The sequence below is a fragment of the Sphingomonas sp. Leaf32 genome (genome assembly GCF_001421765.1).
In the GTDB taxonomy this organism is placed as follows: domain Bacteria; phylum Pseudomonadota; class Alphaproteobacteria; order Sphingomonadales; family Sphingomonadaceae; genus Sphingomonas.
Genome location: NZ_LMLA01000001.1, coordinates 465,422 through 485,767, shown reverse-complemented (window position 1 = coordinate 485,767; position 20,346 = coordinate 465,422). Strand labels below are relative to the sequence as shown.

Genomic DNA, 20,346 nt, shown 5'->3' with positions numbered 1-20,346 from the left:
GGTGCTACGCCTCCACCGCCGCCGCGCCTTCCATCCCGGCGCCCCCGATCTCTTCGTCTTCGGCTTCCGGCTCGGGCACGATCGCTGGCGCCCCGGGGACATAGCCACCCGTCACGTAGTCGATCGCGCGCACCAGGTAGGGCGGAAGCCGATCGCGCATCTGCTCCGGCGTATCGGCGCGTTTACGCAGCATGGCGGCGAGTTGCTCAGCGACCTCGGCCTTGGAGGCCTCCTTGTCGTGGACGGGCTGGTAGATCTTGACGGCGATCTCGGTCGTGGAGAGCCCGGCATCCTTCCAGCCTGCGTAGGTTTCACTGGCCTTCTTCACGATCTTCGCAAGCCGCTCGGGTTTGCGACTGCTGGTCTTGGCGAGCTGGACCGCCTGGTGAACGCTCTCGGCAAGCTGGGGCCGCAGCGCGAGATCGAACTCGAGCGTCCAACTGTCGGCGATGAAAGCGTCGACGGGGTCCCCGACGTCGCGCCGCAGCGTCTTCAGCCGTGCGGCGACCTCGTCCTGCGTCAGCTCGTTCTCGGTCTTCCGATCACCGACGAGGTCTTTCGCCTCGGCGGGAGGGATATCCCTGTCAGGGATCAGCGCCACGGGCACGGGGATCGCGTTCCCGGTCTTGCGTTGCAGGATCCGGCTGTACCGGAACAAGCCGCGGTGACCGACATTGACGAGCGAGACGCCATACCGGCTGAGCGGACGTCCGAGCTTCTCGGCGATCGCGGGCAGCAACAGGTGCTCGCCGTCGCCCTCCACGACGATCAGTGCGCGGGCGAAGAACAGGTTGGCCTTGGTCGCGTCGAGGAACCGGCGCAGGAACTCATAGTCGTCGGCTTCGAGCCGGGTATGCGCCGCGCCCAACGGAAAGGCGCGGTGACCGACGATGATCGTCATGGTCTCAAGCTCAGCGCCGGCCACGAGTTGCGGGCTGTGGGTGGTGAGCAGGACCTGGACCTGCTGATGGGTTTCGCCCTTCTCGGGATCCGGTTTGGCGGCGCGGGCTGCGAGCACTTCCATGAACAGCGTCTGGTGCTGGGGATGCAGGTGCGCTTCCGGCTCCTCGATCAGCAAAAACGGGACCTGATCGGGATGCGACTGAAGCAACAGCAGCTCGGCCGCCATGAACAGCAGGTTGTTGTAGCCCAACCCGCGCTGCACGCGCTCGCTACCTGCCTTAGCGTTCAGATAGAGCTCGAATCGTTCGAGGATCTGATCGAACGACCCGCCCGCGCCAAGGTCCAGCGTCGCGACGAGGCGATCATCCACAAACGACAGCTTATCGAGAAAATCTGTATTCACGCTGCTGGCGACGCCCCCTACGGCAGCGTTACCCCGGACCGCCGCGTCAGCAGCGACAAGCGTGTCGTGAAGCGTAGCGTTGGCACCCGGCGCGGCGGGCTTGCTCTGGGGGCCCATCGTGGGCATCGCGCCGAGAATGCGCGACAGACGCGACCGGCGTCCTGTTCGCATCTCGCGCTCGGCGTCCCGCAAAGGCTTGAGATAGGTGGTCTTTAGATACTCGCGCAGTTCTCCGTCGAGCGGCAGGCCTTCGCCTTCGGCGCCAGCGCGGTGCTGGCTGGAGATGATGCTGCCGCCGCCAGGAGAAACCCGCCGCGCGCCCCGCATGCAGACGTGCAGACGAAGCTCCCCCTTTTCGTTGGTGCACCATTCCAGAAAACGGGCTTCCTCATCCGCGCTGAGATCGTCGAAAGTGCATCGCACGACGAAGTCGCAACCCCGCGTGCCGTCGACGCCGACGTGGAAGTCGTGTTCGTCTGGGCGGATATAGTCGTCGCCACGTGTCCAGAGGACGTAGCGGGCAGCGTCGATGATCGCGCTCTTCCCGGCGTCGTTCGGCCCCACGAGAATATTCAGACCGGAAGAGAGCTTCAGTTGCAACGGCGCGGCCGGATCGAAGCACCGGAAGCCGCTCGCGTAGATTTCGGAAATGTACACCGTCGCCTCCCAGCCCGTTTTTCTTATCCTACCGCGCTATTGGCTCGTGCGGCGATCTCTGCGCAGCGCTCCATGAGCGTCTCGAAGGGCTCGGCGTCCTCCAGAAGGAGGCCGTCCTCAACCATGCGGACGTAATCTTCCTCCAAGGCCTTCGCCCCATCGCCGGCCGGAACGAGCTGCAGACCTCCGTTGACAGCGGCCGCGTAGTCGATCGGCGATCGGTCCGCTGCCTTTTCCGCGAAGAACATCGCCTTGTGACGGGCGACGGCGTTCGCAAGCTCGCGATCCGCGAAAGCAGCCGCCGCGAAGCCCGCTTCGTCCAATCGAGCGACATCATGCCAGTGCCGGGCGAACCGGTCGCCGCGCAGACGCTCCTGCAGGCAGAAGACGTGGATGGCCGTCGCCTTCTCCCAGAAGGTCCGCTCCGCATGCATCACGCGCGGCCGGGCCATCGGGAAGACGACGCCTTCCACCAAACCGGCAGCATCGCAAATCACGTCGCGCACGCTCGCCGGCTCGCCCGTTGATCGCGCCCCAAATTCGAGCATCAAGCTCGGGGCGACATAGCCGGAGCCAGCCGTCGCGGCCTCGTAATCGATGAACAGCTTCTCGCCTTCGACGCGGATAGTGGCCGCCAGAGCTTCAGCCGCGAGCGCCTCTGCGATGATCGGCTGAACACTTCCTTCAACCCACTCGGGCAAGCGCTTGCGCACCTCGCTGGACCAGCGTTTTTCCTCGCTACGGGTCTTCGGCAACCCTTCGCCGTTTTCGCCCACCAGATCAAGTGCAATCGCCCGGATGTCGTAAGTCAGGTCGACATCCTCAGAAAACCGCCGGATGACCTGATAGGCTTTGGATAACGACGTCCCGCCTTTGAACACCAGATGTTCGCCGAGCGCCGAGCCGTAAAGGGTCCCGAGCGCCCAGACCACCCAGACGTCCTTCTCGAGAAGGTGCGCGGGTCGTCCCGACTGATCGGCCGCGACGCTCAACGCCTCGCGGCGGTCGGCGACCGGAAGGTGGAGAAAGGCGTCAGCCATGGGCCACCTTTCCCACGCTGCGCGCCAACCAGGTCGGAAGCTGCGGCGCTGCCGCGACCAGTTCGCTGAAAGTGGATGGCGGGAGCTTCCGCTTCAATGTTTTCAGGGCGGCTTCCGCCTTCTCCGGTCCAAGCCAGGCCAGCGCGCGCACTGCCTCGCCAGCCGGCTTGTGAGCTAGGGCGAGTTGCCAGCGTGGAGCGTGGCGAAGTTCGACGACCTGCTTGCCGAGGTTCATCGTCCGGCTGCGGCCGGAGGTTAGATAGACCGATCGGACCGGCACCTGTGTCGTGAGGCCAAGCGTGTTGGCCGCCGCCGCCCCGCTCGGGACGATGACCTCGCCGCGCTGGTTGGCGAGCGCCTCGACTGCCTGTTGGACGGAGGGAGCCCTCGTACCGAACCGGCTCGTGATGGGACGCAGATAAACACCGCGACCGGCCCGAATGAGTTGGCCCCGCTCGGTCAGACGCGACAAGGCCTGATCCACCGCGGCGCGATTACCGAGATGGAGCAAGCTCTTAGCCGCCACGGGCGTGCCTTCCGGCAACCCTCCGGCATGCACAAGAATCTGTTCGGTTAACCGTCGCATGGCCATTCTCCTGTCAGAAATATACGCAGTTTTCTGACAGTTTGCAACCGACGGCTTGGCGGGTCAGCGCCTAGATCAGCGGCGCGCCTTTATCGAGCAGGCTGTCCAGAAAATCCTCGCGCGACGAGATCTGTCCCGATTGCGTCGCCAAGATCAGCGCTTCTACGACCTGACGAGCCAGCGAACGGGCCATCACCTGCTCTTGGGTCGAGATGTCCGTCATGGCGCGGCCGTGCAGGAAGGCGCTTCTGATGTCGAAAAGCCGCTCATACTGGTCAGCATGGCTACGGTCACCGAGCAGGCCGGTGAGACGCCCTCGCATCCGGTTCGTCGCGCGCACCGTCGGCGGGCTGCAGGACGCCATGCGCGTGCAGGCCGGTGTCGTCGGCAACATCGACACCAACCGGTCCGAGATGTCGTCTCTGATCGGCCGCAGCCAAGGCGCGACCGGCGCGCTGCAGGCGACGCAGGCCGGCAACCAGCTCCTCGCGCTTCAGGCACAGCAGCTCGCCGACCTCACGGCCGTCGTCGCCGCCAACGGGCGGGCGCAGGCGCTGTCCGAGGCAGAGCGCGCCGCAGCCGCCGAACAGGGCCGCGAGCAGCGCCGCCGCTTCCTCACGCCGGGCTCCGGCTACCAGGCGGGTAATGCCCGCATGTTCCCGAACACCGGCAACTGAGGGCTAGGCCATGGACGGCAAGATGCTCGCCCGACTTGGCGCGGTGGTGTTCGTCGCGGTGGCCGTCACTGCGACGGCGATCGAGTTAAGCCGGGATGAGGAGCCGGCGGAGAGCTGGGCTTCGTCGCGACCGAGCGCGGCCCCGTCCGACCCGTTGCGCGAGGAGCTGTTCCGGTGCCAGGCACTTGGCGAAGCTGGCCCGCGTGACGCGGCCTGCCTGCGCGCCTGGGCGGAGAACCGGAATCGCTTCCTTGCGCCCGGGGCTCGCCCTGCCGAGCGGCTGCCAGAAGCGGCGCCCGCTCCGCACCCGCCAGCGGACGCGGCTATCCCGAACCAACCGGCGCCGGTGTCGCCGCCAGCCCAGACGCGGTAGCGTCATGGGCAACACCGGCGTCATCGACCACTTCCTAGAAGTCTTCACCCGCTACATCGATTCAGGTTTCGGCCTGCTGAGCGCTGAAGTGGCCTTCATCGCCACCACCCTGATCGTGATCGACGTCACGCTGGCCGCGCTGTTCTGGTCCTGGGGCGGCGACGACGACATCTTCGCCCGGCTCGTGAAGAAGACGCTGTTCGTCGGCGTGTTCGCCTACATCATCGGCAACTGGAACAACCTCGCGCGCATCGTCTTCGAGAGCTTCGCCGGCCTGGGCCTGAAGGCCAGCGGCACGGGCTTTACGACCGCCGATCTTCTCCGCCCCGGCAAGGTGGCACAAACCGGCCTCGATGCCGGCCGACCACTGCTGGAATCGATCTCCGGGCTGATGGGCTACTGGTCGTTCTTTGAGAACTTCATCCAGATCGCCTGCATGTTCCTCGCCTGGGCGCTGGTGTTGCTCGCCTTTTTCATCCTCGCCATCCAGCTCTTCGTCACGCTGATCGAATTCAAGCTGACGACGCTCGCCGGCTTCGTCCTCATCCCGTTCGGCCTGTTCGGCAAGTCCGCCTTCATGGCCGAACGAGTGCTCGGCAACGTCATCTCGTCCGGCATCAAGGTATTGGTGCTCGCCGTCATCATCGGCATCGGCTCGACACTGTTTTCCGAATTCACCGCCGGCTTCGGCGGCGCCACGCCTTCGATCGACGAAGCCATGGCCATCGTCCTGGCCGCTCTGTCGCTCCTCGGCCTCGGCATCTTCGGTCCCGGTATCGCCAGCGGCATCGTCTCCGGCGGCCCGCAGCTCAGCGCGGGCGCCGCGGTCGGAACGGGTATGGCGGCGGGTGGCATGATCGCCGCCGGAGCCGGCGCGGTCGGCGCCGTCGCATCCGGCGGCGCGGCACTTGCCGGAGGCGCAGCAGCCGCGGCCCGGGGCGGAGCCGCGATGGCGGGTGGCGCATCCACCGCCTACAGCCTCGGCGCAGCCGGCCAGTCAGGCGCCAGCGGCGTCGCGTCAGGCCTCGGCGCCGTCGCCCAGGCCGGCGGCAGCGCGGCGGTCTCGCCACTGCGCCGTGCCGCCTCACGCGCCGCCGAGAGCATGCGTTCGAGCTTCAATGCCGGCAAGGCCGCGTTTGAGGCCACCGGCGGCTCCTCGACAATGGGATCGGGCGGCGGCGACACAGCCGGCGATGGCGGCTCGGCCGCTCCGGCAGCCGCGGGCGGACCGCCCGCATGGGCACAGCGCATGCGCCGCTCCCAACGCATGACCCACGCCGTCCAGGCGACCGCCCACGCTGTGCGCTCCGGCGACGCCCATGGCGGCGGCTCTTCCGTCAATCTTTCCGAAGGCGACCGCTGATGTTCAAACGACCCTCCAGCCACTACGGCAAAGCCCCCGAACCCGAGACGCCCTATCAGCGCGCCGCACAGGTCTGGGACGAGCGGATCGGCTCGTCGCGGGTCCAGGCGAGGAACTGGCGACTGATGGCGTTCGGTTCGCTGATCCTCTCGGCCGGCTTCGCCACCGCGCTGGTCTGGCAATCGGCGCGCGGCACGATCGTACCCTGGGTGGTGCAGGTCGACCGGCTCGGCCTGGCGCAGGCCGTGGCGCCTGCCGTCGCCGATTATCGTCCGACCGACCCGCAGATCGCCTTCCACCTGGCGCGCTTCATCGAGCAGGTCCGCTCGATTCCGGCCGACGCCATCATCGTGCGACAGAACTGGCTGCGCGCCTACGACTTCACGACCGACCGCGGCGCGGCGGCGCTCAACGACTATGCGCGGGCCAATGACCCTTTCACCAAGGTCGGCCGCCAGCAGATGGCGGTCGAGGTCTCGAGCGTCATACGCGCCTCACCGGACAGCTTCCGGGTCGCCTGGGTCGAGCGCCGTTACGAGAACGGTCAGCTCGCCACGACCGAGCGCTGGACCGCCATCCTGACGATTGTCGTGCAGGTCCCCCGCAACGCCGACCGGCTCAGGGCGAACCCGCTCGGCATTTACGTCAACGCCATCAACTGGTCACGGGAGCTTGGTCAATGAAGCCGTCTTTCCGTAAAGCCGGAAACCCGGCTTCACACAATTCCGTAATCCCGGCTCTGCGCCGAGGCGCATTGCCGGTTCTGCTGCTGGCGACGTCCGCGCTTGCCGGCTGCGCCACCAGCACGCCGCCGCCCGAAATCACCTACGACGCCGCAGCGCCCGCTGTGCAGACCGTTGACCCACCGGCGCCGGTCACCGTGGTCGAAATCCCGCGACCGCTTCCGCTGCCCGGGCAGATGCAGCGCGTCGAACCGTCTCGAACCACACCGGAGCCGACCGATCCGACAGCCCGAGTCAGCCAGGCCAACGCCGCCGCGCGCATTCAGCCGATGCGCAACGGCTTCATCAATTCGATGCAGGTCTACCCCTTCACGCAAGGGGCGCTCTATCAAGTATACACCGCCGTCGGGCAGATCACGGACATCGCATTGCAGCCGGGCGAGCAGTTAGTCGGATCAGGGCCGGTCGCCGCCGGCGATACAGTGCGCTGGATCATTGGCGACACGCAGAGCGGCGCCGGGCCGACGCTTAAGGTCCATATCCTGGTGAAACCCACCCGACCGGACCTGATGACCAACCTCGTCATTAACACCAACCTGCGCACCTATCACGTGGAGCTGCGCTCGACCGAACGGACCTATATGGCCTCGGTCTCCTGGCAGTATCCGCAGGACCAGCTCATCGCGCTGCGCCGCCAGAACCAACAGGCTGAGGCCGCGCAGCCGGTCGCATCCGGCGTCGATCTCGCCAACGTCAACTTCCGCTACGCGATCGATGGCGATCGTGCGCCGTGGCGGCCACTGCGCGCATTCGACGACGGCCACCAGGTCTTCATCGAATTCCCGCGCGGCATCGGCCAGGGCGAGATGCCGCCGCTGTTCGTGGTCGGTCCCGAGGGCAACACCTCGGAGCTCGTGAACTACCGCGTGCGCGGCCATCACATGATCGTCGATCGGCTCTTCGCCGCCGCCGAGCTGCGCTACGGCTCCGGCGATCGCCAGAAGCGCGTCCGCATCGTGCGTACCGATGGGAGGCCGGCGTCGTGAGCGAGACGGAGCCCCGGAAAGAGGCAGGGCCGGACGAGGAGCCTCGGCCGTTGACCGGCGAGCCCGTCGGTCCCGCGCTGATGCGGCTGCGCGCCGAACCGCCGCGCGTCACCCGCCTCTCCCGCAAGGTGCTGGCCGGGCTCGGCCTGGTCGCCAGCGTCGGGATCGGCGGTGCGCTCATCTATGCGCTGCAAACCCGCGATGGAGGTCGGCCGAACGAGCAACTTTACTCGACCGAGAACCGATCGACAGCCGACGGCATCGCCGGTTTGCCACGCGACTATAGCGGCGTGCCTCAGCTGGGCCCGCCGCTTCCGGGTGACCTCGGACGCCCCATCCTTGGCGCACAGAATCGTGGCCAGCCCGTACCGACGCCCGGCGTCGCCACGCCCAACCCGGGTCTCAGTCCGGAAGAGCAGCGACGCATTCAGGAGCTTGAATCGGCACGCACGGCACGATTGTTCACCGCTACCGAAACGCGGACGGCGGCTGCAACATCGTCCCAGGCGACGCCCAGCGCGCAGCCGATCCCCGATCTCACCAGCCTCGGCCTCGCCCTGCCGCCGACAACGCCTACGGCGCAGGATCGACAGAACGCGTTCCTCAATGCGGCCGCCGATCGGCGCACCGTCGTCGCGGATCGAGTCGCCGCGCCGCTCTCGCCAAACGTGCTGCAGGCCGGCGCCGTGATCTCCGCCGCGTTAATCACCGGCATCAGGTCCGATCTGCCTGGACAGATCACAGCACAGGTAACCGAGAACATCTACGACACCCCAACGGGTCGCATTCTCCTCGTTCCGCAGGGAACGCGCGTCATCAGCCAGTACGACAACAACGTCCAGTTCGGACAAAGCCGCGTGCTGTTGGTGTGGAATAGACTGATCTTCCCGAACGGCCGATCGATCGTGCTCGAGCGCCAGCCGGGCGCCGACGCCGAGGGATATGCCGGCCTGCAAGACGGCGTCGATTATCACTGGTGGGATCTCGCGAAGGCGGCCGGGCTCTCGACGCTGCTCAGCGTCGGAGCCGAACTCGCGGCCGACGATGATGACCGTCTGATTCAGGCGATCCGCAACGGGGGCCAGGACACCATCAACGATGCCGGCCAACAGATCGTCCGACGCCAACTCAACGTTGCGCCGACGCTGACAATCCGACCGGGTTTCCCTGTCAGGGTCATCGTCACGCGAGATCTGGTGCTTGAACCCTATGGAGGATCCTGATGGCGAAGTTGAAACTTGGACCAATCGTCGATGAGAGACCGGTGAAAGTCACACTGGAACTGCCTGCGGCGCTGCACCGCGATCTCGTTGCTTATGCTGAAATTCTGGCCAGCGAAACGGGCCAGCCCGTCACTGAACCCGCGCGCCTGATTGTGCCTATGCTGGAACGCTTCATCGCGACGGATCGCGGGTTCGCGAAGTCTCGGCGACGCTGAGGCGTGGATCAGCTTTTAGCAACGGTTCACCGTCTCATCAGCGGACGAGTTCGATCTGCCTGCATCATCTCTTATGCCGGGTGAGCATCATTGTGGGCGCTCGCGATCGAATATCTTGCGTGCAGCTTCAATCTCATCGGTGTGCCTTTCGCCCCAATCCAGCAGGGTTGCGAGCGGTTCGGTCAGCGAGCGACCGAGTGGCGTTAGCTCATATTCGACCTTCGGCGGGATCGTGGGATAAGCCGTCCTGCGGACCATGCCGTCGCGCTCCAAACCGCGCAGCGTCAAGGTGAGCATACGGTGCGATACCCCGCCGATGCGGCGCATGATCGCGTTGAAACGCATAGGCCCGTCGGAAAGCGCGCCCACCGCCATAATCGTCCACTTATCACCGACGCGATCCAAAATCTGGCCCAGCAGCCTGCACTTTTCATGCTCCCGATCTTCACTGCAGATCACCTCGATCGGCTTCGCCGCCATACTCATCTCCCACGAACATTGAGGTGCGTGACGCACCTTTTTGTCCATTCTTACGCACCGCTGCGCGAACATATAAAACGTAACGAACAAAATGTTCTCTTAATCGTGCCGCGAGGTAAAGAATGAATATCGGGGTGAGTGGCGCAAATGGCCATCTCGGCAAGTCTGTGGTCACAGAGTTGCTTCAGAGAGGCGCGGGACATGACGTAGTCGCGATTTCGCGGACACCTGAAACCATCACGGCGACGGCGCAACCGCGCTTTGGAAACTACGACAAGCCGGACAGTTTGGTAGAAGCCTATGCAGGCCTTGATCGTCTGCTGATTATTCCCACGGTCGATCTGGAGGCAGGCCGCCGTGCGACGCAATTGACGGCAGCGATCGACGCGGCGGCTCGGGCCGGAGTGAAGCACCTTGTCCTCATGTCCGCCACTGGCACACAGCGGGCCGAAGAACCGGAGCTGGGGGCGTCCTACTGGAAGGGCGAGCAGCACCTGATCGCGACTGCGCCGGTCTGGACAATCCTTCGCATGGGCTACTACGCCGAGGCGCTGGCAGACGAAGCGCGTGCCTCCCTCGACAACGGCGTGCTCGTGGGTCTTGCCGAGAATCGTGCGAGCTTCGTCGCGCGTGATGACGTGGCTGCAGCCGCTGCAGGCATCCTGATCGGCGAGGGACACAAGGGCGCGATCTACCACGCGACCGGTGATGAGCGGATATCGGGCGCGGAGCGCGCCGCTCTCATAGCTGAAATCACAGGGCGTTCACTATCGTTCCTTGTCCTGCCCGAAGAGCAACTGCGGGCCGGACTGATGCAGGCCGGTCTGCCCGATACGGTCGTCAACGCCGTGGCAAGCATCCAGAAGAGCTTCGCGGCCGGCGCCTTCGATATCGTGACCGGTGACGTGGAGCGCCTCGCCGGTCGGCCGCCCCAGCGGCTGCGCGACCTACTCGCGGCGATTCTCTCTTCAGCGGCCTGACGCCGGACCACCCACGAACAAGGACCTCATAAATGAAGCGCAAGTGGATCTATTGGATCGCCACTGTTCTAGTCGCCCTCATGTATCTCGCGGGCGGTGCGTATTACCTCTCCGACATCGCTGGGGTTCAACGCATCTTTCCAACGCTCGGATACCCGCCCTATCTCGTGCCGATCCTGGCGGTTCTAAAACCGCTCGCCGCCGTTACGATCCTCTGGCGTTTCAGCGTCAAGCTCTCAGATCTCGCCTACGCCGGCATGCTCTTTCACCTGCTGCTTGCCATAAGCGCGCATCTCAATGCAGGTGACTACGGGTTCGGTCCGGCGCTGGTCGGATTGCTCGCGCTGGTGGTGTCGTTTCTTACTCAGAACGCTGCACGCCGGAAGCCGTCGCCCTATCCGCCCCAGTTGGTCGCGAGCGAGAGCGGCGTGCGTTAAATCGCGCTATCGGCGCGGCCGTCCCACGGGCGGCGCACCGTCGGACAGTGGGGACGCATCGCGAGGTTTGCGTCCCCGCATGCTCGGCTTTGCCGGCACGGTTTTTCCATATTCTTCCCACCAGGCCGTCAGCGCCTGCATCGTGGGCCCGAGGCCGCGTGCCTTTGTCGTGATCTCATACTCGACGCGCGGCGGCACCTCCGCGAAGACGGTTCGCGTTACGAGCCCGTCCGCTTCCAGCTCCCGAAGGCTCGCGGTCAGCATGTGCTGCGTGATGCCGGGGATCGCCTTTCGCAGCTCGCCGAAGCGATAAATCCGCTGGTTCAGCAGCCACATGATCTCGAGCTTCCATTTGCCCGAGAGCATCGCGAAGGCGCGGCGCATTTCGTCCTGCATCGTGAAATCGTCGCCAGCCATTAGTCATGTTTTCCATACTTAGTGTTGATAATTCATCCTACTTGCGTGGATTCGTCCAGCGCGTAAATTCTTATACGTGCTCCAGGCGGCAACGCCAATGAGAGAATGAAACGCAAAATCGACCCAGCAGTCTCGACGAGGCGCTGCTCGATCAGGAAGAGTTATGACAACAGCCGCACTATATTGGATCAGCACAGGACTTCTGTCGCTGCTCTATCTGAGCTCCGCATTCTTATACCTGACCAAGGGAGCTTGGGTTCGGCAGACTCTTGCTGAGCTGAACTATCCAGCGCCCTACCTTGTACCGTTCATGGTCGTGGTGAAGGTTCTCGGGCCGATCGCGATCCTGTCGCGTGTCAGCATGCCACTGAGCGATCTGGCCTACGCCGGCATCTTCTTTCACTTAGTGCTGTCCGCATCGGCCCACCTCGGTGTGCACAAGCCCAAGGGGGCTTTGCCAGCCATCATCGGCCTCGCGCTGCTGGCCACGTCCTTCGCCACGCAAAACGCCGCTCGCGAAACACCGTCGCCCTACGCCCCGGCCGCGGCAGAGCAGCACATCTCTACTACGGAAAGGAACTAATCATGGGTCGTCTAAACGGCAAAGTCGCCATTGTCACCGGAGCGGGTCGTGGCATCGGACGCGCCACCGCGAAGCTCTTCGCGGCCGAAGGCGCGAAGGTTGCGGTCGTTTCGCTGACGCAGGCGAACATCGATGCCGTCGTTGCCGATATCGAGGCCGCCGGTGGCACCGCACTTGGCATATCCTGCGACGTTAGCGACGCCGAGCAGATCAAATCGACCGTGGACAAGGTGGCCGCCACCTTCGGCGGGATCGACATCCTGGTGAACAATGCCTTCGATCCGTCGGCAGTGATGTCCTCGGTGATCGATCTTTCGGTCGAGCAGCTTCAGCGTAACTTCGACATGGGTCCAATCGCCTACCTGCGCATGATGCAGGCCTGCTATCCCCACCTGAAGGCCAGCGGAGAGGGCCGCGTCATCAATTTCGGCTCCGCCGCCGGCATCATCGCCATATTGCCTTACGCCCCCTACGGCATGGCCAAGGAAGCGGTGCGCGCGCTGACCCGGATGGCCGCACGCGAATGGGGCTCGGACAATATCACCGTGAACAATATGCTCCCGGTCGCTGATACCTGGGGCGCTGCCGCCGCAGATTTGCCGCCTCCCACTGTGCCACTCGGACGCTATGGCTCGCCGGAGGACGATATCGCGCCAGTCGTTCTGTTTTTGGCGAGCAAGGATTCGCAGTTCATCACCGGCTCCAGCCTGACGCCCGATGGCGGACTGATCATCGACAGCGCCCGCTGAAACAGACGGCGGGCTGCTTCACCCGACCCTCGTTGCCGCGGCGGTCGTCGTGCCCACTTCGCACCGCCGCGCAAGCAACCACGCCGCCCGCACGCACGCCTGTACCTACAAAGGAAGTTAAGCATGAAGATACACGCCATCACCATCGACACCGCGAGCCCCCAAAAGCTCGCCGCCTGGTGGTCCGAAGCCCTCGGTGTTGCGATCAGCAATGACTATGGCCAGATCGTCCAGCTGGCCCCGTCGCCGGCCTTTCCGCCCTTCCAGTTTCAGAAGATCGAGGACGCGCCCACGCAGCGGAACCGCGTGCATGTCGATCTCAAGACGTCCGATTTGGACAAGGAGACCAAACGCCTGGTCGCGCTCGGCGCCACGGTCCTGCAGAAATTCGAACTACCGCAAATTCGCTACACGAGCCTGGCCGATCCAGATGGGAACAAGTTCGATCTTATTGCGGAATAAGAAGACACAATCATCCGCCTGATCTCCGATCGGCGGCCATAGCGCAATAACAACAAACATCTGTCGATGATTGCCGTTCAGACCCCGGCAAATACAGAGCAGATGTCCGCGCACAGAAGAAAGAGCCATGGCAATTCTTCCTGTTACATCATTTCTCACGGCAGCTTTTGCCATTGCCCTCATCGCCCTCTCATTTCCTATCTCTTTGCGGCGCCTCAAAGTGGGAGAAATGGTCGGCGACAGCAGCGATGACTCGCTGAGGCGGCGCATCCGCGCCCAAGGCAACTTTATCGAATATGTGCCGCTTGGCCTGATTGGCCTTGGTCTCGTCGAGGCTCACACTGCACCCGCATGGCTGGTGGTGGTCATTGGTGGAGCCCTTGCGTTCGGGCGGCTACTGCACGCCATCGGGATGTTCCGAACTTCCCAGTCGCTCCGCGGCATTGGCATGGTCTTGACCTACCTGGCGCTACTGCTTGCAGCTGGGCGCCTTTTGGTCAGTCTTTGATCGCGACCGTCGAGCGCTATGCCGGATCCGACGCTCGATCTCCGAAATCTTCGCTACGTCATCCTCGCTGCGGAACGCGGTAGCTTCCGCCGCGTCGCGGCAGAGCTCGGCGTCGACCAATCGACCGTCAGTAGGCGCATTCAACTCGTTGAAAGGCGGCTTGGGGTCCCGATTTTCGAGCGATATTCCGGAGGGGTGTGCCTGACACCCGCCGGCGAGATGTTCCTGCGCGATGCGACAATCGGCGCCCATCACCTTCGACGCGCCGTTCAAGCTGTGACCTGCTTGAAGCGTGGCGGCCAAGGCGTGTTGCGCATCGGACTGTTCGTCTCGTTGGCCGGCGGCTTCCTGGGCGAGTCGGTTGAGCGATATCAGGAACAATATGAAGGGATCGATCTCCAGTTCGAGGAAAATACAGCCGAGCGCAATCTTAGTCGGCTGATCGGCGGCGAGCTTGATGTCGCCTTTGTGACTGGGATGCCGGTCCCCGCTGGTTGTGAGGCCTTGCAGCTTTGGGAAGAGCGGATCTTCGTCGCCGTCCCATCCAGCCATTCGCTGTCCGGTCAGACGGAAGTCTCTTGGGGCGATATCGCGAAGGAGCGCTTCATCCTCAGCGCTGGCGGCCCTGGTCCGGAGATCCACGATTACCTGATCAAGCGCTTGTCGGCACCGGGTTTTCGGCTGGACATACGCATTCACCGCGTTGGGCGGGAAAACCTCATGAATATGGTAGCCAGAGGCTTCGGCCTGACCCTTACCACGGCTTCAACGCTAGGCAGCGTGGACAAATTTGAGCCAGTATCTTGCGGTGGCGAGGTGGACCATGCCCAGAAAGCTGGTGGCTAGCTGGTCGTAGCGAGTGGCGATGGCGCGGTTGATCTTGAGATGGCCGAACATGCGCTCGATGCGGTTGCGCTGCTTGTATAGCACGCGGTSGTATTCGATCTTCGCGGCGGTTGGATCGGCCGGGAATGACGGGATCGATGTTCCGCTTCGCCAGGTCGGCACGGATCGCGTCGGCATCGTAACCCTTGTCAGCGAGCAAGGCATCCGGGGATCGATGTTCCGCTTCGCCAGGTCGGCACGGATCGCGTCGGCATCGTAACCCTTGTCAGCGAGCAAGGCATCCGGCGTGCGTTCCGGCAGGACGATCAGGGCGTCATACGCCTTGCAGTCTGCCGCCTCACCGTTTGTCAGATGGAAGGCAAGAGGCCTGCCGAGGGCGTCAGCCAAGCAGTGAAGCTTACTGGTGAACCCGCCCCGCGAGCGGCCAAGAGCGCGTCGATGAGCCCCCCTTTTCCGCCCGCTGCCGAGACGTGGGCACGAACGGTGGTGCTGTCGATGCTGTAGTGGCCGGTGTCCGCCATGATCTCGGCCAGCGTCACCGCCACGATCTCCACCACGGCGCACCGCACCGAAGCCGCCAGAGTATGCCGTTGATGATGGAGCGGTTCTGTTCGGGAGGCCTGCCTCGGCCCCGGTTCTTGCGCTCGATCGGCAGCAGGCCTTTCAGGATGCGCCATTCCGCCTCGGTGAGATCGCCCCGGCTCAAGCCTGCCTCCAAAAGGCAGCCTTGAATCAACCATATCGCAGCGCGTCAACGTCTGTATGCCGTTGATGATGGAGCGGTTCTGTTCGGGAGGCCTGCCTCGGCCCCGGTTCTTGCGCTCGATCGGCAGCAGGGCTTTCAGGATGCGCCATTCCGCCTCGGTGAGATCGCCCCGGCTCAAGCCTGCCTCCAAAAGGCAGCCTTGAATCAACCATATCGCAGCGCGTCAACGTCGTACCCCTCCGGTGAAGGCCGCATTGCCTGAAGCTGACGGGTTCTGGAGGTAGCACTGGTGCAAGCGCCGGTGTTTGCACTGGTGTTAGCGACGGTGCGATGGCCCAAGTGACGGTAATTACAGGCGCGGAGCGGCGCCGGATGTGGACGGCGGAGCAGAAGCGCGCGCTGGTACTGGCGGCGTGCGAGCCGGGGGCGAGCGTTGCGGAGATCGCGCGACGGGCGGATTTGCGTGCGAGCCAGATCTACCGGTGGCGCCGGGAGATGAGCCGCCCGGTGTCCGGCTTCGCCGCCGTGACGGTGACGCCGGAATCGCAAGGCAGGGCTGAGCCGTGCGATGCGGTGGTGGTCGAGTTGGGCGGTGCGGTGGTGCGCATCGCGGCGGGTACATCGCCGGCGCTGGTGAGCGCGGTGATGCGGTCGTTGCGATGATCCCCATTCCCGGCGGTGCGCGGATCTGGATGGCGACCGGGCACACCGACATGCGTCGCGGCATGCATGGTCTGGCGCTGCAGATTCAGCAGGGGCTGCGGCGCGATCCACATGCCGGCGACCTCTACCTCTTCCGAGGCCGGCGCGGCGACCTGGTCAAGATTCTGTGGCACGACGGCGTGGGCCTGTCGCTGTACGCCAAACGGCTCGACCGCGGCCGGTTCATCTGGCCTGCGGCGGTGGATGGCGTGGTGGCCATCACGCCGTCGCAGATGGCGTGTTTGCTGGAGGCGATAGACTGGCGCAATCCGCGCATGACGTGGCGACCGGCCGCAGCGGGATAATCAGCCGGAAACGGCGAAAAACCGTGGCTTGATGCCGGTCTTCTGCTATCCTGCCGGGCATGGCGGCGGTGCCTTCCGATGATGTCGCGACCTTGCGCGCAGCCCTTGCCCGGGCCGAGGCGGACGCCGCGCGGACGAAGGCAGTCAACGCCGATCTGGCGGCCCGGATCGCCTTGCTGGAGTTGCAGAACGAGAAGATGCGCCGGGCATTGTTCGGCCGCAGCGCCGAGCGTGGACGCCTGCTCGTCGACCAGCTCGAACTCGGCTTCGAGGAGCTGGAGACGGCCGCCGGCGAGGACGAGGCGCTGGCTGCGAAGGCGGCAGCCGGCACCAGCGTCGTGCCATTCACCAGAGCGCGCCCGTCACGCAAGCCGCTGCCTGCTCATCTGCCGCGCGAGCGCGTCGTCGTGGCCGCGCCCGCCCATTGTCCCTGCTGCGGGTCCGACCGGCTGTCGAAGCTGGGCGAGGACGTGACAGAAACACTTGAGGTCGTGCCGCGCCGCTGGAAGGTGGTGCAGACGGTGCGCGAACGCTTCGCCTGTCGCGTCTGCGAGCGCGTGACCCAACCGCCCGCGCCGTTCCACGTCACGCCGCGCGGCCTGTTCGGAGCGCAGTTCCTCGCGCAGCTGCTGTTCGAGAAGTTCGGCCAGCATCAACCGCTCAACCGGCAGGCCGGGCGTTATGCCCGCGAGAGCGTGGACATCAGCCTGTCGACGCTGGCCGATCAGGTCGGTGCCTGCGCCGCGGCCCTGGCGCCGCTGTATCGTCTCATCGCGGGCCATGTACTCGGGGCCGGGCGGCTGCACGGCGACGACACCGCGGTGCCGGTGCTCGCCAAGGGCAAGACCGATACCGGACGGCTGTGGACCTATGTTCGCGACGACCGCCCGCATGGCGGGCCGGCACCACCGGCGACGCTGTTCCACTATTCGCGCGACCGGCGCGCCGAACATCCGGCCCGGCATCTGGAAGACTATGCCGGTATCCTGCAGGCCGACGCCTATGCCGGGTATAATGCGCTGTTCCGCTGCGACCGTATGCCGGCGCCGATGGTTCGGGCGTTATGCTGGGCGCATGCGCGTCGCAAGTTCTTCGAACTGGCCGATGTCGCCGGCCAGGTGCGGCGCAGACGTGGTGCGCCGGTCATCTCGCCCATCGCGGCCGAAGCGGTGCGACGGATCGACGCGCTGTTCGACATCGAGCGCGCCATCCTCGGCAAGCCTGCGGCCGAGCGCCACGCCGTGCGTCAGGAACTGAGCCTGCCGCTGGTCACGGACCTCGGCACATGGTTGCGTGGTCAGCGTGCCGCCATGGCGCGTCACAACCCGGTCGCGGCCGCGTGCGACTATCTGCTGAAGGACTGGCCCGCCTTCACGGCCTTCCTGAAGGACGGGCGCATTTGCCTGACGAACAATGCCGCGGAGCGTGCCCTGCGCGGCGTGGCCCTCGGCAGGAAAGCATGGTTGTTCGCGGGCTCCGACCGGGGCGGCGACCGCGCGGCGTTCATGTACACCCTCATCGTCACTGCCAAGCTCAACGACATCGACCCGCAGGCCTGGCTCGCCGACGTCCTCGCCCGTATCGCCGACATGCCCCAAGGCCGACTTGGTGAACTGCTCCCCTGGAACTGGCAGCCGACCGGCGCCACGCCGGCACTTGCCCAGGCAGCCTGATGGCGAGTCCTGCCTTCGCCTGGACCGCACGCTTCGTGGCCGAACAGTTCGGCGTCGAGGAAGACCTCGTAGAGGAGATCGCCAGCATGGCGATGCAACCTGAAGATGGGCGCATCTTCATCATCGACAGCAACGACGACAACTCGCCGTCCGTCACCGCCTTCACCCGTGACGGCATCGATTACCTCAGGGAAACCCTCGGCGACCCTTCATCCTGCTACTACAGGCTCAGCCCGCGGCCCTGACCGGATGGTTACTCAACGTCTGCGGCGTCTCCCGCCGGATCAGGCCGCTTGCCGAGCCTGCTCCTATTGTTTCAGAAGAGCCCACAGGTGGGCAGGGCGAGTATCTATGCTGCTACGAGACGACGATGAGCACGAAGGCGTCGAACGCCTCGCGCGCCGGTCAACGTCTGCGGCGTCTCCCGCCGGATCAGGCCGCTTGCCGAGCCTGCTCCTATTGTTTCAGAAGAGCCCACAGGTGGGCAGGGCGAGTATCTATGCTGCTACGAGACGACGATGAGCACGAAGTACCACTGGAATGGCGCGCCATTTTTGAACAGATCGTCGAGGCTTTCCTGCGCAATGACCTTGGACTTTCGAATTACCCGGTAAGCCACGTGGAATCTATCCACCGAAGTACCACTGGAATGGCGCGCCATTTTTGAACAGATCGTCGAGGCTTTCCTGCGCAATGACCTTGGACTTTCGAATTACCCGGTAAGCCACGTGGAATCTATCCACCCCAAAACGGCAGAAGGCCTCGCCAACAACATCAACGCGTATGGCGCTCCTCTGGCATCATTGAACACCGCAACGTGGGAGCGGTCTGTTTATCGCTGGATGGACGGCTATTGGCTGTTCCTMGTCGACCTCACGACCGTCGATGAAGAAGTCAGCGATTTGACCCTCCACGCCCAATTGCGGGACGCGCCAGAGGCACGCCTCGAGGTCCAGTCGGTGCACGTCCCGTAGAAACAGGCGTGCTGATTTTGTCCACGCCGCCTAGCCCTCCACGCCCAATTGCGGGACGCGCCAGAGGCACGCCTCGAGGTCCAGTCGGTGCACGTCCCGTAGAAACAGGCGTGCTGATTTTGTCCACGCCGCCTAGTCTAGAAGCCCTGGATGGCTTCCGGATCGGTCGCGCCGATCAGGCGGCGGGCGGCGCGGCGGGCGAAGGCCAGCGTACCGCGTTTGCGGACATGGGCGGGCAGGGGCGTGGTCGCCGCTTCGCGCAGGATCGTTGCTTCGTAGCGGTCGGCGACGATGATCCCGGTCCGCTCGGGCAGGAACGCCTCCCCCGATAGCGGCGTGACGTCGAATCCGGCCGGCACCGCCCAGAAATAACGGTCGCAGGCCGCGAGATAATCGGTCCACTTGCCGTCGCCGAGCAGATCGGCGCGCGATACCTTGATCTCGACGATCACGATCTGCCCACGCGCGTCGAGCGCCATCAGGTCGGCCCGTCGTCCGCCGTCGAGCGGGACTTCGGCCATCGCGGTCAGGTCATGCGCCAGCAACATGCGGGTGACCCCGCGCGCAACCTCCGCCGCGATCAGGGGATGGGTGTCGGGCGCAAGCGGTTTGGTGCCGAGGGCGATACTGGCCATCGGCGCACTATAAGAACATTACACGAACAAGGGAAGAGGCGGTGGCTCAGCGATAGAAGATATGATTGCCGAGCGAGGCGACCCGGGTCTTGCCCCAGTTCGGGCTGACACGGCGGGCATGGAAGAACAGCGCGCCCTTTGCCGGGCTTTTCCACAGGTCGTCCCGCGCGATCCGGGCAATGGCGACGGCGGTCTTCCATGCCGGGCGGCTGGTATCGACATCGGGCAGGCGACCGCCCTTCACGAACGAAAACTGGCCGCGTTGGGTCAGGACACCGCAGGCCGATGTCGGAAAGCGGCCCGATCCGGTGCGGTTGAGGATCACGTCGGCAACGGCAAGCTGGCCAGTGAGCGGTTCGCCTTTCGATTCGTAATAGACCCCAATGGCGATGCAGTTGAGTTCGTCGTCATCGATGGTGGCGGGCTGGGCCGCGACGGCAGCGGCAAGGGTGGCATAGTCGGCGTCGCTGTCCGCATCGACCACTGCTTCAGTCACCGCCACGGGCTTGGCGGCAACGTCCTGAACGATTTCCTGCGATGGGGCGAACCGGACCGGAACCTTTACCGTGGCGGGCAGGTTGGTAACAGAACCGGGCGAGGCCTCCTCGGCCGATACGGCGGCCGGCAGTCCGGCGAACAGGGCCATGGCGGCAAGTACGGCCATGGGGAAGCGTAGCTTCATCCGACATCACAATACATGCGGTCGACCCGCGCCCCGAC

At 64.7% G+C, this 20,346-nt stretch carries 26 protein-coding genes and 2 pseudogenes; 19 read left to right on the top strand and 9 right to left on the bottom strand.

What is annotated here, in order from left to right; translation table 11 throughout:
* Window positions 1–4: 4 nt before the first annotated feature.
* From ASE83_RS02365 to ASE83_RS18005, 4 genes are all read right to left on the bottom strand, one after another.
* Complete coding sequence (locus ASE83_RS02365; RefSeq protein ID WP_055785594.1) at window positions 5–1,963, bottom strand: ATP-dependent nuclease; 1,959 nt, start codon at window positions 1,961–1,963, stop codon at window positions 5–7.
* Between the two features lie 23 nt (window positions 1,964–1,986).
* A complete protein-coding gene (locus ASE83_RS02360; RefSeq protein WP_055785597.1) occupies window positions 1,987–3,003 on the bottom strand; it encodes a nucleotidyl transferase AbiEii/AbiGii toxin family protein in 1,017 nt (338 codons plus the stop codon).
* On the bottom strand, window positions 2,996–3,589 hold the full coding sequence (locus tag ASE83_RS02355) for a DUF6088 family protein (protein WP_055785660.1): 594 nt from the start codon (window positions 3,587–3,589) through the stop codon (window positions 2,996–2,998). Before ASE83_RS02355 ends, ASE83_RS02360 begins: the two co-directional genes overlap by 8 nt.
* A gap of 70 nt (window positions 3,590–3,659) precedes the next feature.
* Window positions 3,660–3,953 (bottom strand): hypothetical protein, encoded by a 294-nt coding sequence (locus ASE83_RS18005; RefSeq protein WP_200921835.1) that lies wholly within the window; start codon window positions 3,951–3,953, stop codon window positions 3,660–3,662.
* Between ASE83_RS18005 and ASE83_RS02350 the strand changes: the two are divergent.
* From ASE83_RS02350 to ASE83_RS02320, 7 genes and pseudogenes are all read left to right on the top strand, one after another.
* Window positions 3,928–4,266: pseudogene (locus tag ASE83_RS02350) on the top strand (P-type conjugative transfer protein TrbJ); the annotation flags it as partial. The gene ASE83_RS18005 and the pseudogene ASE83_RS02350 overlap by 26 nt on opposite strands.
* A 10-nt stretch (window positions 4,267–4,276) precedes the next feature.
* Window positions 4,277–4,639, top strand: coding sequence for a putative entry exclusion protein TrbK-alt (gene trbK-alt / locus ASE83_RS02345; protein WP_055785600.1), 363 nt, complete (start codon window positions 4,277–4,279; stop codon window positions 4,637–4,639).
* Between the two features lie 4 nt (window positions 4,640–4,643).
* Window positions 4,644–6,002 (top strand): P-type conjugative transfer protein TrbL, encoded by a 1,359-nt coding sequence (gene trbL / locus ASE83_RS02340; RefSeq protein WP_055785603.1) that lies wholly within the window; start codon window positions 4,644–4,646, stop codon window positions 6,000–6,002.
* Window positions 6,002–6,685, top strand: a complete 684-nt coding sequence (gene trbF, locus ASE83_RS02335; protein ID WP_055785606.1) for a conjugal transfer protein TrbF — start codon at window positions 6,002–6,004, stop codon at window positions 6,683–6,685. The genes trbL and trbF overlap by 1 nt, the downstream gene beginning before the upstream one ends.
* Window positions 6,682–7,731 (top strand): P-type conjugative transfer protein TrbG, encoded by a 1,050-nt coding sequence (trbG, locus tag ASE83_RS02330; RefSeq protein WP_055785608.1) that lies wholly within the window; start codon window positions 6,682–6,684, stop codon window positions 7,729–7,731. Before trbF ends, trbG begins: the two co-directional genes overlap by 4 nt.
* 80 nt (window positions 7,732–7,811) lie before the next feature.
* The gene (locus ASE83_RS02325) at window positions 7,812–8,954 is read left to right on the top strand and encodes a TrbI/VirB10 family protein (RefSeq protein ID WP_200921834.1); all 1,143 of its coding nucleotides are present in this window, start codon (window positions 7,812–7,814) and stop codon (window positions 8,952–8,954) included.
* Window positions 8,954–9,169 carry a DUF2274 domain-containing protein gene (locus tag ASE83_RS02320; RefSeq protein WP_055785614.1) on the top strand — a complete coding sequence of 72 codons (216 nt, stop codon included), beginning with the start codon at window positions 8,954–8,956 and terminating at the stop codon, window positions 9,167–9,169. The genes ASE83_RS02325 and ASE83_RS02320 overlap by 1 nt, the downstream gene beginning before the upstream one ends.
* Before the next feature lie 87 nt (window positions 9,170–9,256).
* On the opposite strand, the gene ASE83_RS02315 is transcribed toward ASE83_RS02320, so the two are convergent.
* Entirely contained in the window at window positions 9,257–9,649 is a 393-nt protein-coding gene (locus ASE83_RS02315) for a winged helix-turn-helix transcriptional regulator (RefSeq protein ID WP_055785616.1), read from the bottom strand.
* A 122-nt stretch (window positions 9,650–9,771) separates the two neighbouring features.
* On the opposite strand from ASE83_RS02315, the gene ASE83_RS02310 reads away from it, so the two are divergent.
* On the top strand, window positions 9,772–10,629 hold the full coding sequence (locus ASE83_RS02310) for an NAD(P)H-binding protein (protein ID WP_055785619.1): 858 nt from the start codon (window positions 9,772–9,774) through the stop codon (window positions 10,627–10,629).
* A gap of 32 nt (window positions 10,630–10,661) precedes the next feature.
* Window positions 10,662–11,066, top strand: coding sequence for a DoxX family protein (locus ASE83_RS02305; RefSeq protein ID WP_055785622.1), 405 nt, complete (start codon window positions 10,662–10,664; stop codon window positions 11,064–11,066).
* A 6-nt stretch (window positions 11,067–11,072) separates the two neighbouring features.
* On the opposite strand, the gene ASE83_RS02300 is transcribed toward ASE83_RS02305, so the two are convergent.
* Window positions 11,073–11,483 carry a winged helix-turn-helix transcriptional regulator gene (locus ASE83_RS02300; RefSeq protein ID WP_055785624.1) on the bottom strand — a complete coding sequence of 137 codons (411 nt, stop codon included), beginning with the start codon at window positions 11,481–11,483 and terminating at the stop codon, window positions 11,073–11,075.
* Window positions 11,484–11,646: 163 nt separating this feature from the next.
* Between ASE83_RS02300 and ASE83_RS02295 the strand changes: the two genes are divergently transcribed.
* The 5 genes from ASE83_RS02295 (at window position 11,647) to ASE83_RS02275 (ending at window position 14,631) form a co-directional block, all read left to right on the top strand.
* A complete protein-coding gene (locus ASE83_RS02295; protein WP_055785627.1) occupies window positions 11,647–12,066 on the top strand; it encodes a DoxX family protein in 420 nt (139 codons plus the stop codon).
* Between the two features lie 2 nt (window positions 12,067–12,068).
* Window positions 12,069–12,815, top strand: coding sequence for an SDR family NAD(P)-dependent oxidoreductase (locus ASE83_RS02290; protein ID WP_055785630.1), 747 nt, complete (start codon window positions 12,069–12,071; stop codon window positions 12,813–12,815).
* A 123-nt stretch (window positions 12,816–12,938) separates the two neighbouring features.
* Complete coding sequence (locus tag ASE83_RS02285; RefSeq protein ID WP_055785633.1) at window positions 12,939–13,277, top strand: VOC family protein; 339 nt, start codon at window positions 12,939–12,941, stop codon at window positions 13,275–13,277.
* Window positions 13,278–13,404: 127 nt separating this feature from the next.
* Window positions 13,405–13,785: an MAPEG family protein gene (locus ASE83_RS02280; RefSeq protein WP_082443023.1), complete on the top strand. Its 381-nt coding sequence runs from the start codon at window positions 13,405–13,407 to the stop codon at window positions 13,783–13,785.
* Between the two features lie 18 nt (window positions 13,786–13,803).
* On the top strand, window positions 13,804–14,631 hold the full coding sequence (locus ASE83_RS02275; RefSeq protein ID WP_055785638.1) for a LysR family transcriptional regulator: 828 nt from the start codon (window positions 13,804–13,806) through the stop codon (window positions 14,629–14,631).
* On the opposite strand, the pseudogene ASE83_RS18000 reads toward ASE83_RS02275, so the two are convergent.
* A pseudogene (locus ASE83_RS18000) lies at window positions 14,557–15,337 on the bottom strand (IS5 family transposase). The gene ASE83_RS02275 and the pseudogene ASE83_RS18000 overlap by 75 nt on opposite strands.
* 330 nt (window positions 15,338–15,667) lie before the next feature.
* On the opposite strand from ASE83_RS18000, the gene tnpA reads away from it, so the two are divergent.
* From tnpA to ASE83_RS18330, 5 genes are all read left to right on the top strand, one after another.
* Window positions 15,668–16,000 carry an IS66-like element accessory protein TnpA gene (gene tnpA / locus ASE83_RS02260; RefSeq protein WP_055786531.1) on the top strand — a complete coding sequence of 111 codons (333 nt, stop codon included), beginning with the start codon at window positions 15,668–15,670 and terminating at the stop codon, window positions 15,998–16,000.
* A complete protein-coding gene (tnpB, locus tag ASE83_RS02255; protein WP_055786534.1) occupies window positions 15,997–16,344 on the top strand; it encodes an IS66 family insertion sequence element accessory protein TnpB in 348 nt (115 codons plus the stop codon). Before tnpA ends, tnpB begins: the two co-directional genes overlap by 4 nt.
* Window positions 16,345–16,403: 59 nt before the next feature.
* A complete protein-coding gene (tnpC, locus tag ASE83_RS02250; RefSeq protein WP_055786537.1) occupies window positions 16,404–18,017 on the top strand; it encodes an IS66 family transposase in 1,614 nt (537 codons plus the stop codon).
* Window positions 18,017–18,262, top strand: a complete 246-nt coding sequence (locus ASE83_RS02245) for a hypothetical protein (protein ID WP_055786539.1) — start codon at window positions 18,017–18,019, stop codon at window positions 18,260–18,262. Before tnpC ends, ASE83_RS02245 begins: the two co-directional genes overlap by 1 nt.
* Window positions 18,263–18,661: 399 nt before the next feature.
* Complete coding sequence (locus ASE83_RS18330; protein WP_443024307.1) at window positions 18,662–18,991, top strand: DUF7668 domain-containing protein; 330 nt, start codon at window positions 18,662–18,664, stop codon at window positions 18,989–18,991.
* 137 nt (window positions 18,992–19,128) lie between these two features.
* Here ASE83_RS18330 and ASE83_RS02240 read toward each other — a convergent pair whose 3' ends face one another.
* Window positions 19,129–19,626: an MmcB family DNA repair protein gene (locus ASE83_RS02240; protein WP_055786542.1), complete on the bottom strand. Its 498-nt coding sequence runs from the start codon at window positions 19,624–19,626 to the stop codon at window positions 19,129–19,131.
* A 46-nt stretch (window positions 19,627–19,672) separates the two neighbouring features.
* The gene (locus ASE83_RS02235; RefSeq protein ID WP_235513158.1) at window positions 19,673–20,290 is read right to left on the bottom strand and encodes a cell wall hydrolase; all 618 of its coding nucleotides are present in this window, start codon (window positions 20,288–20,290) and stop codon (window positions 19,673–19,675) included.
* Window positions 20,291–20,346 lie beyond the last annotated feature (56 nt).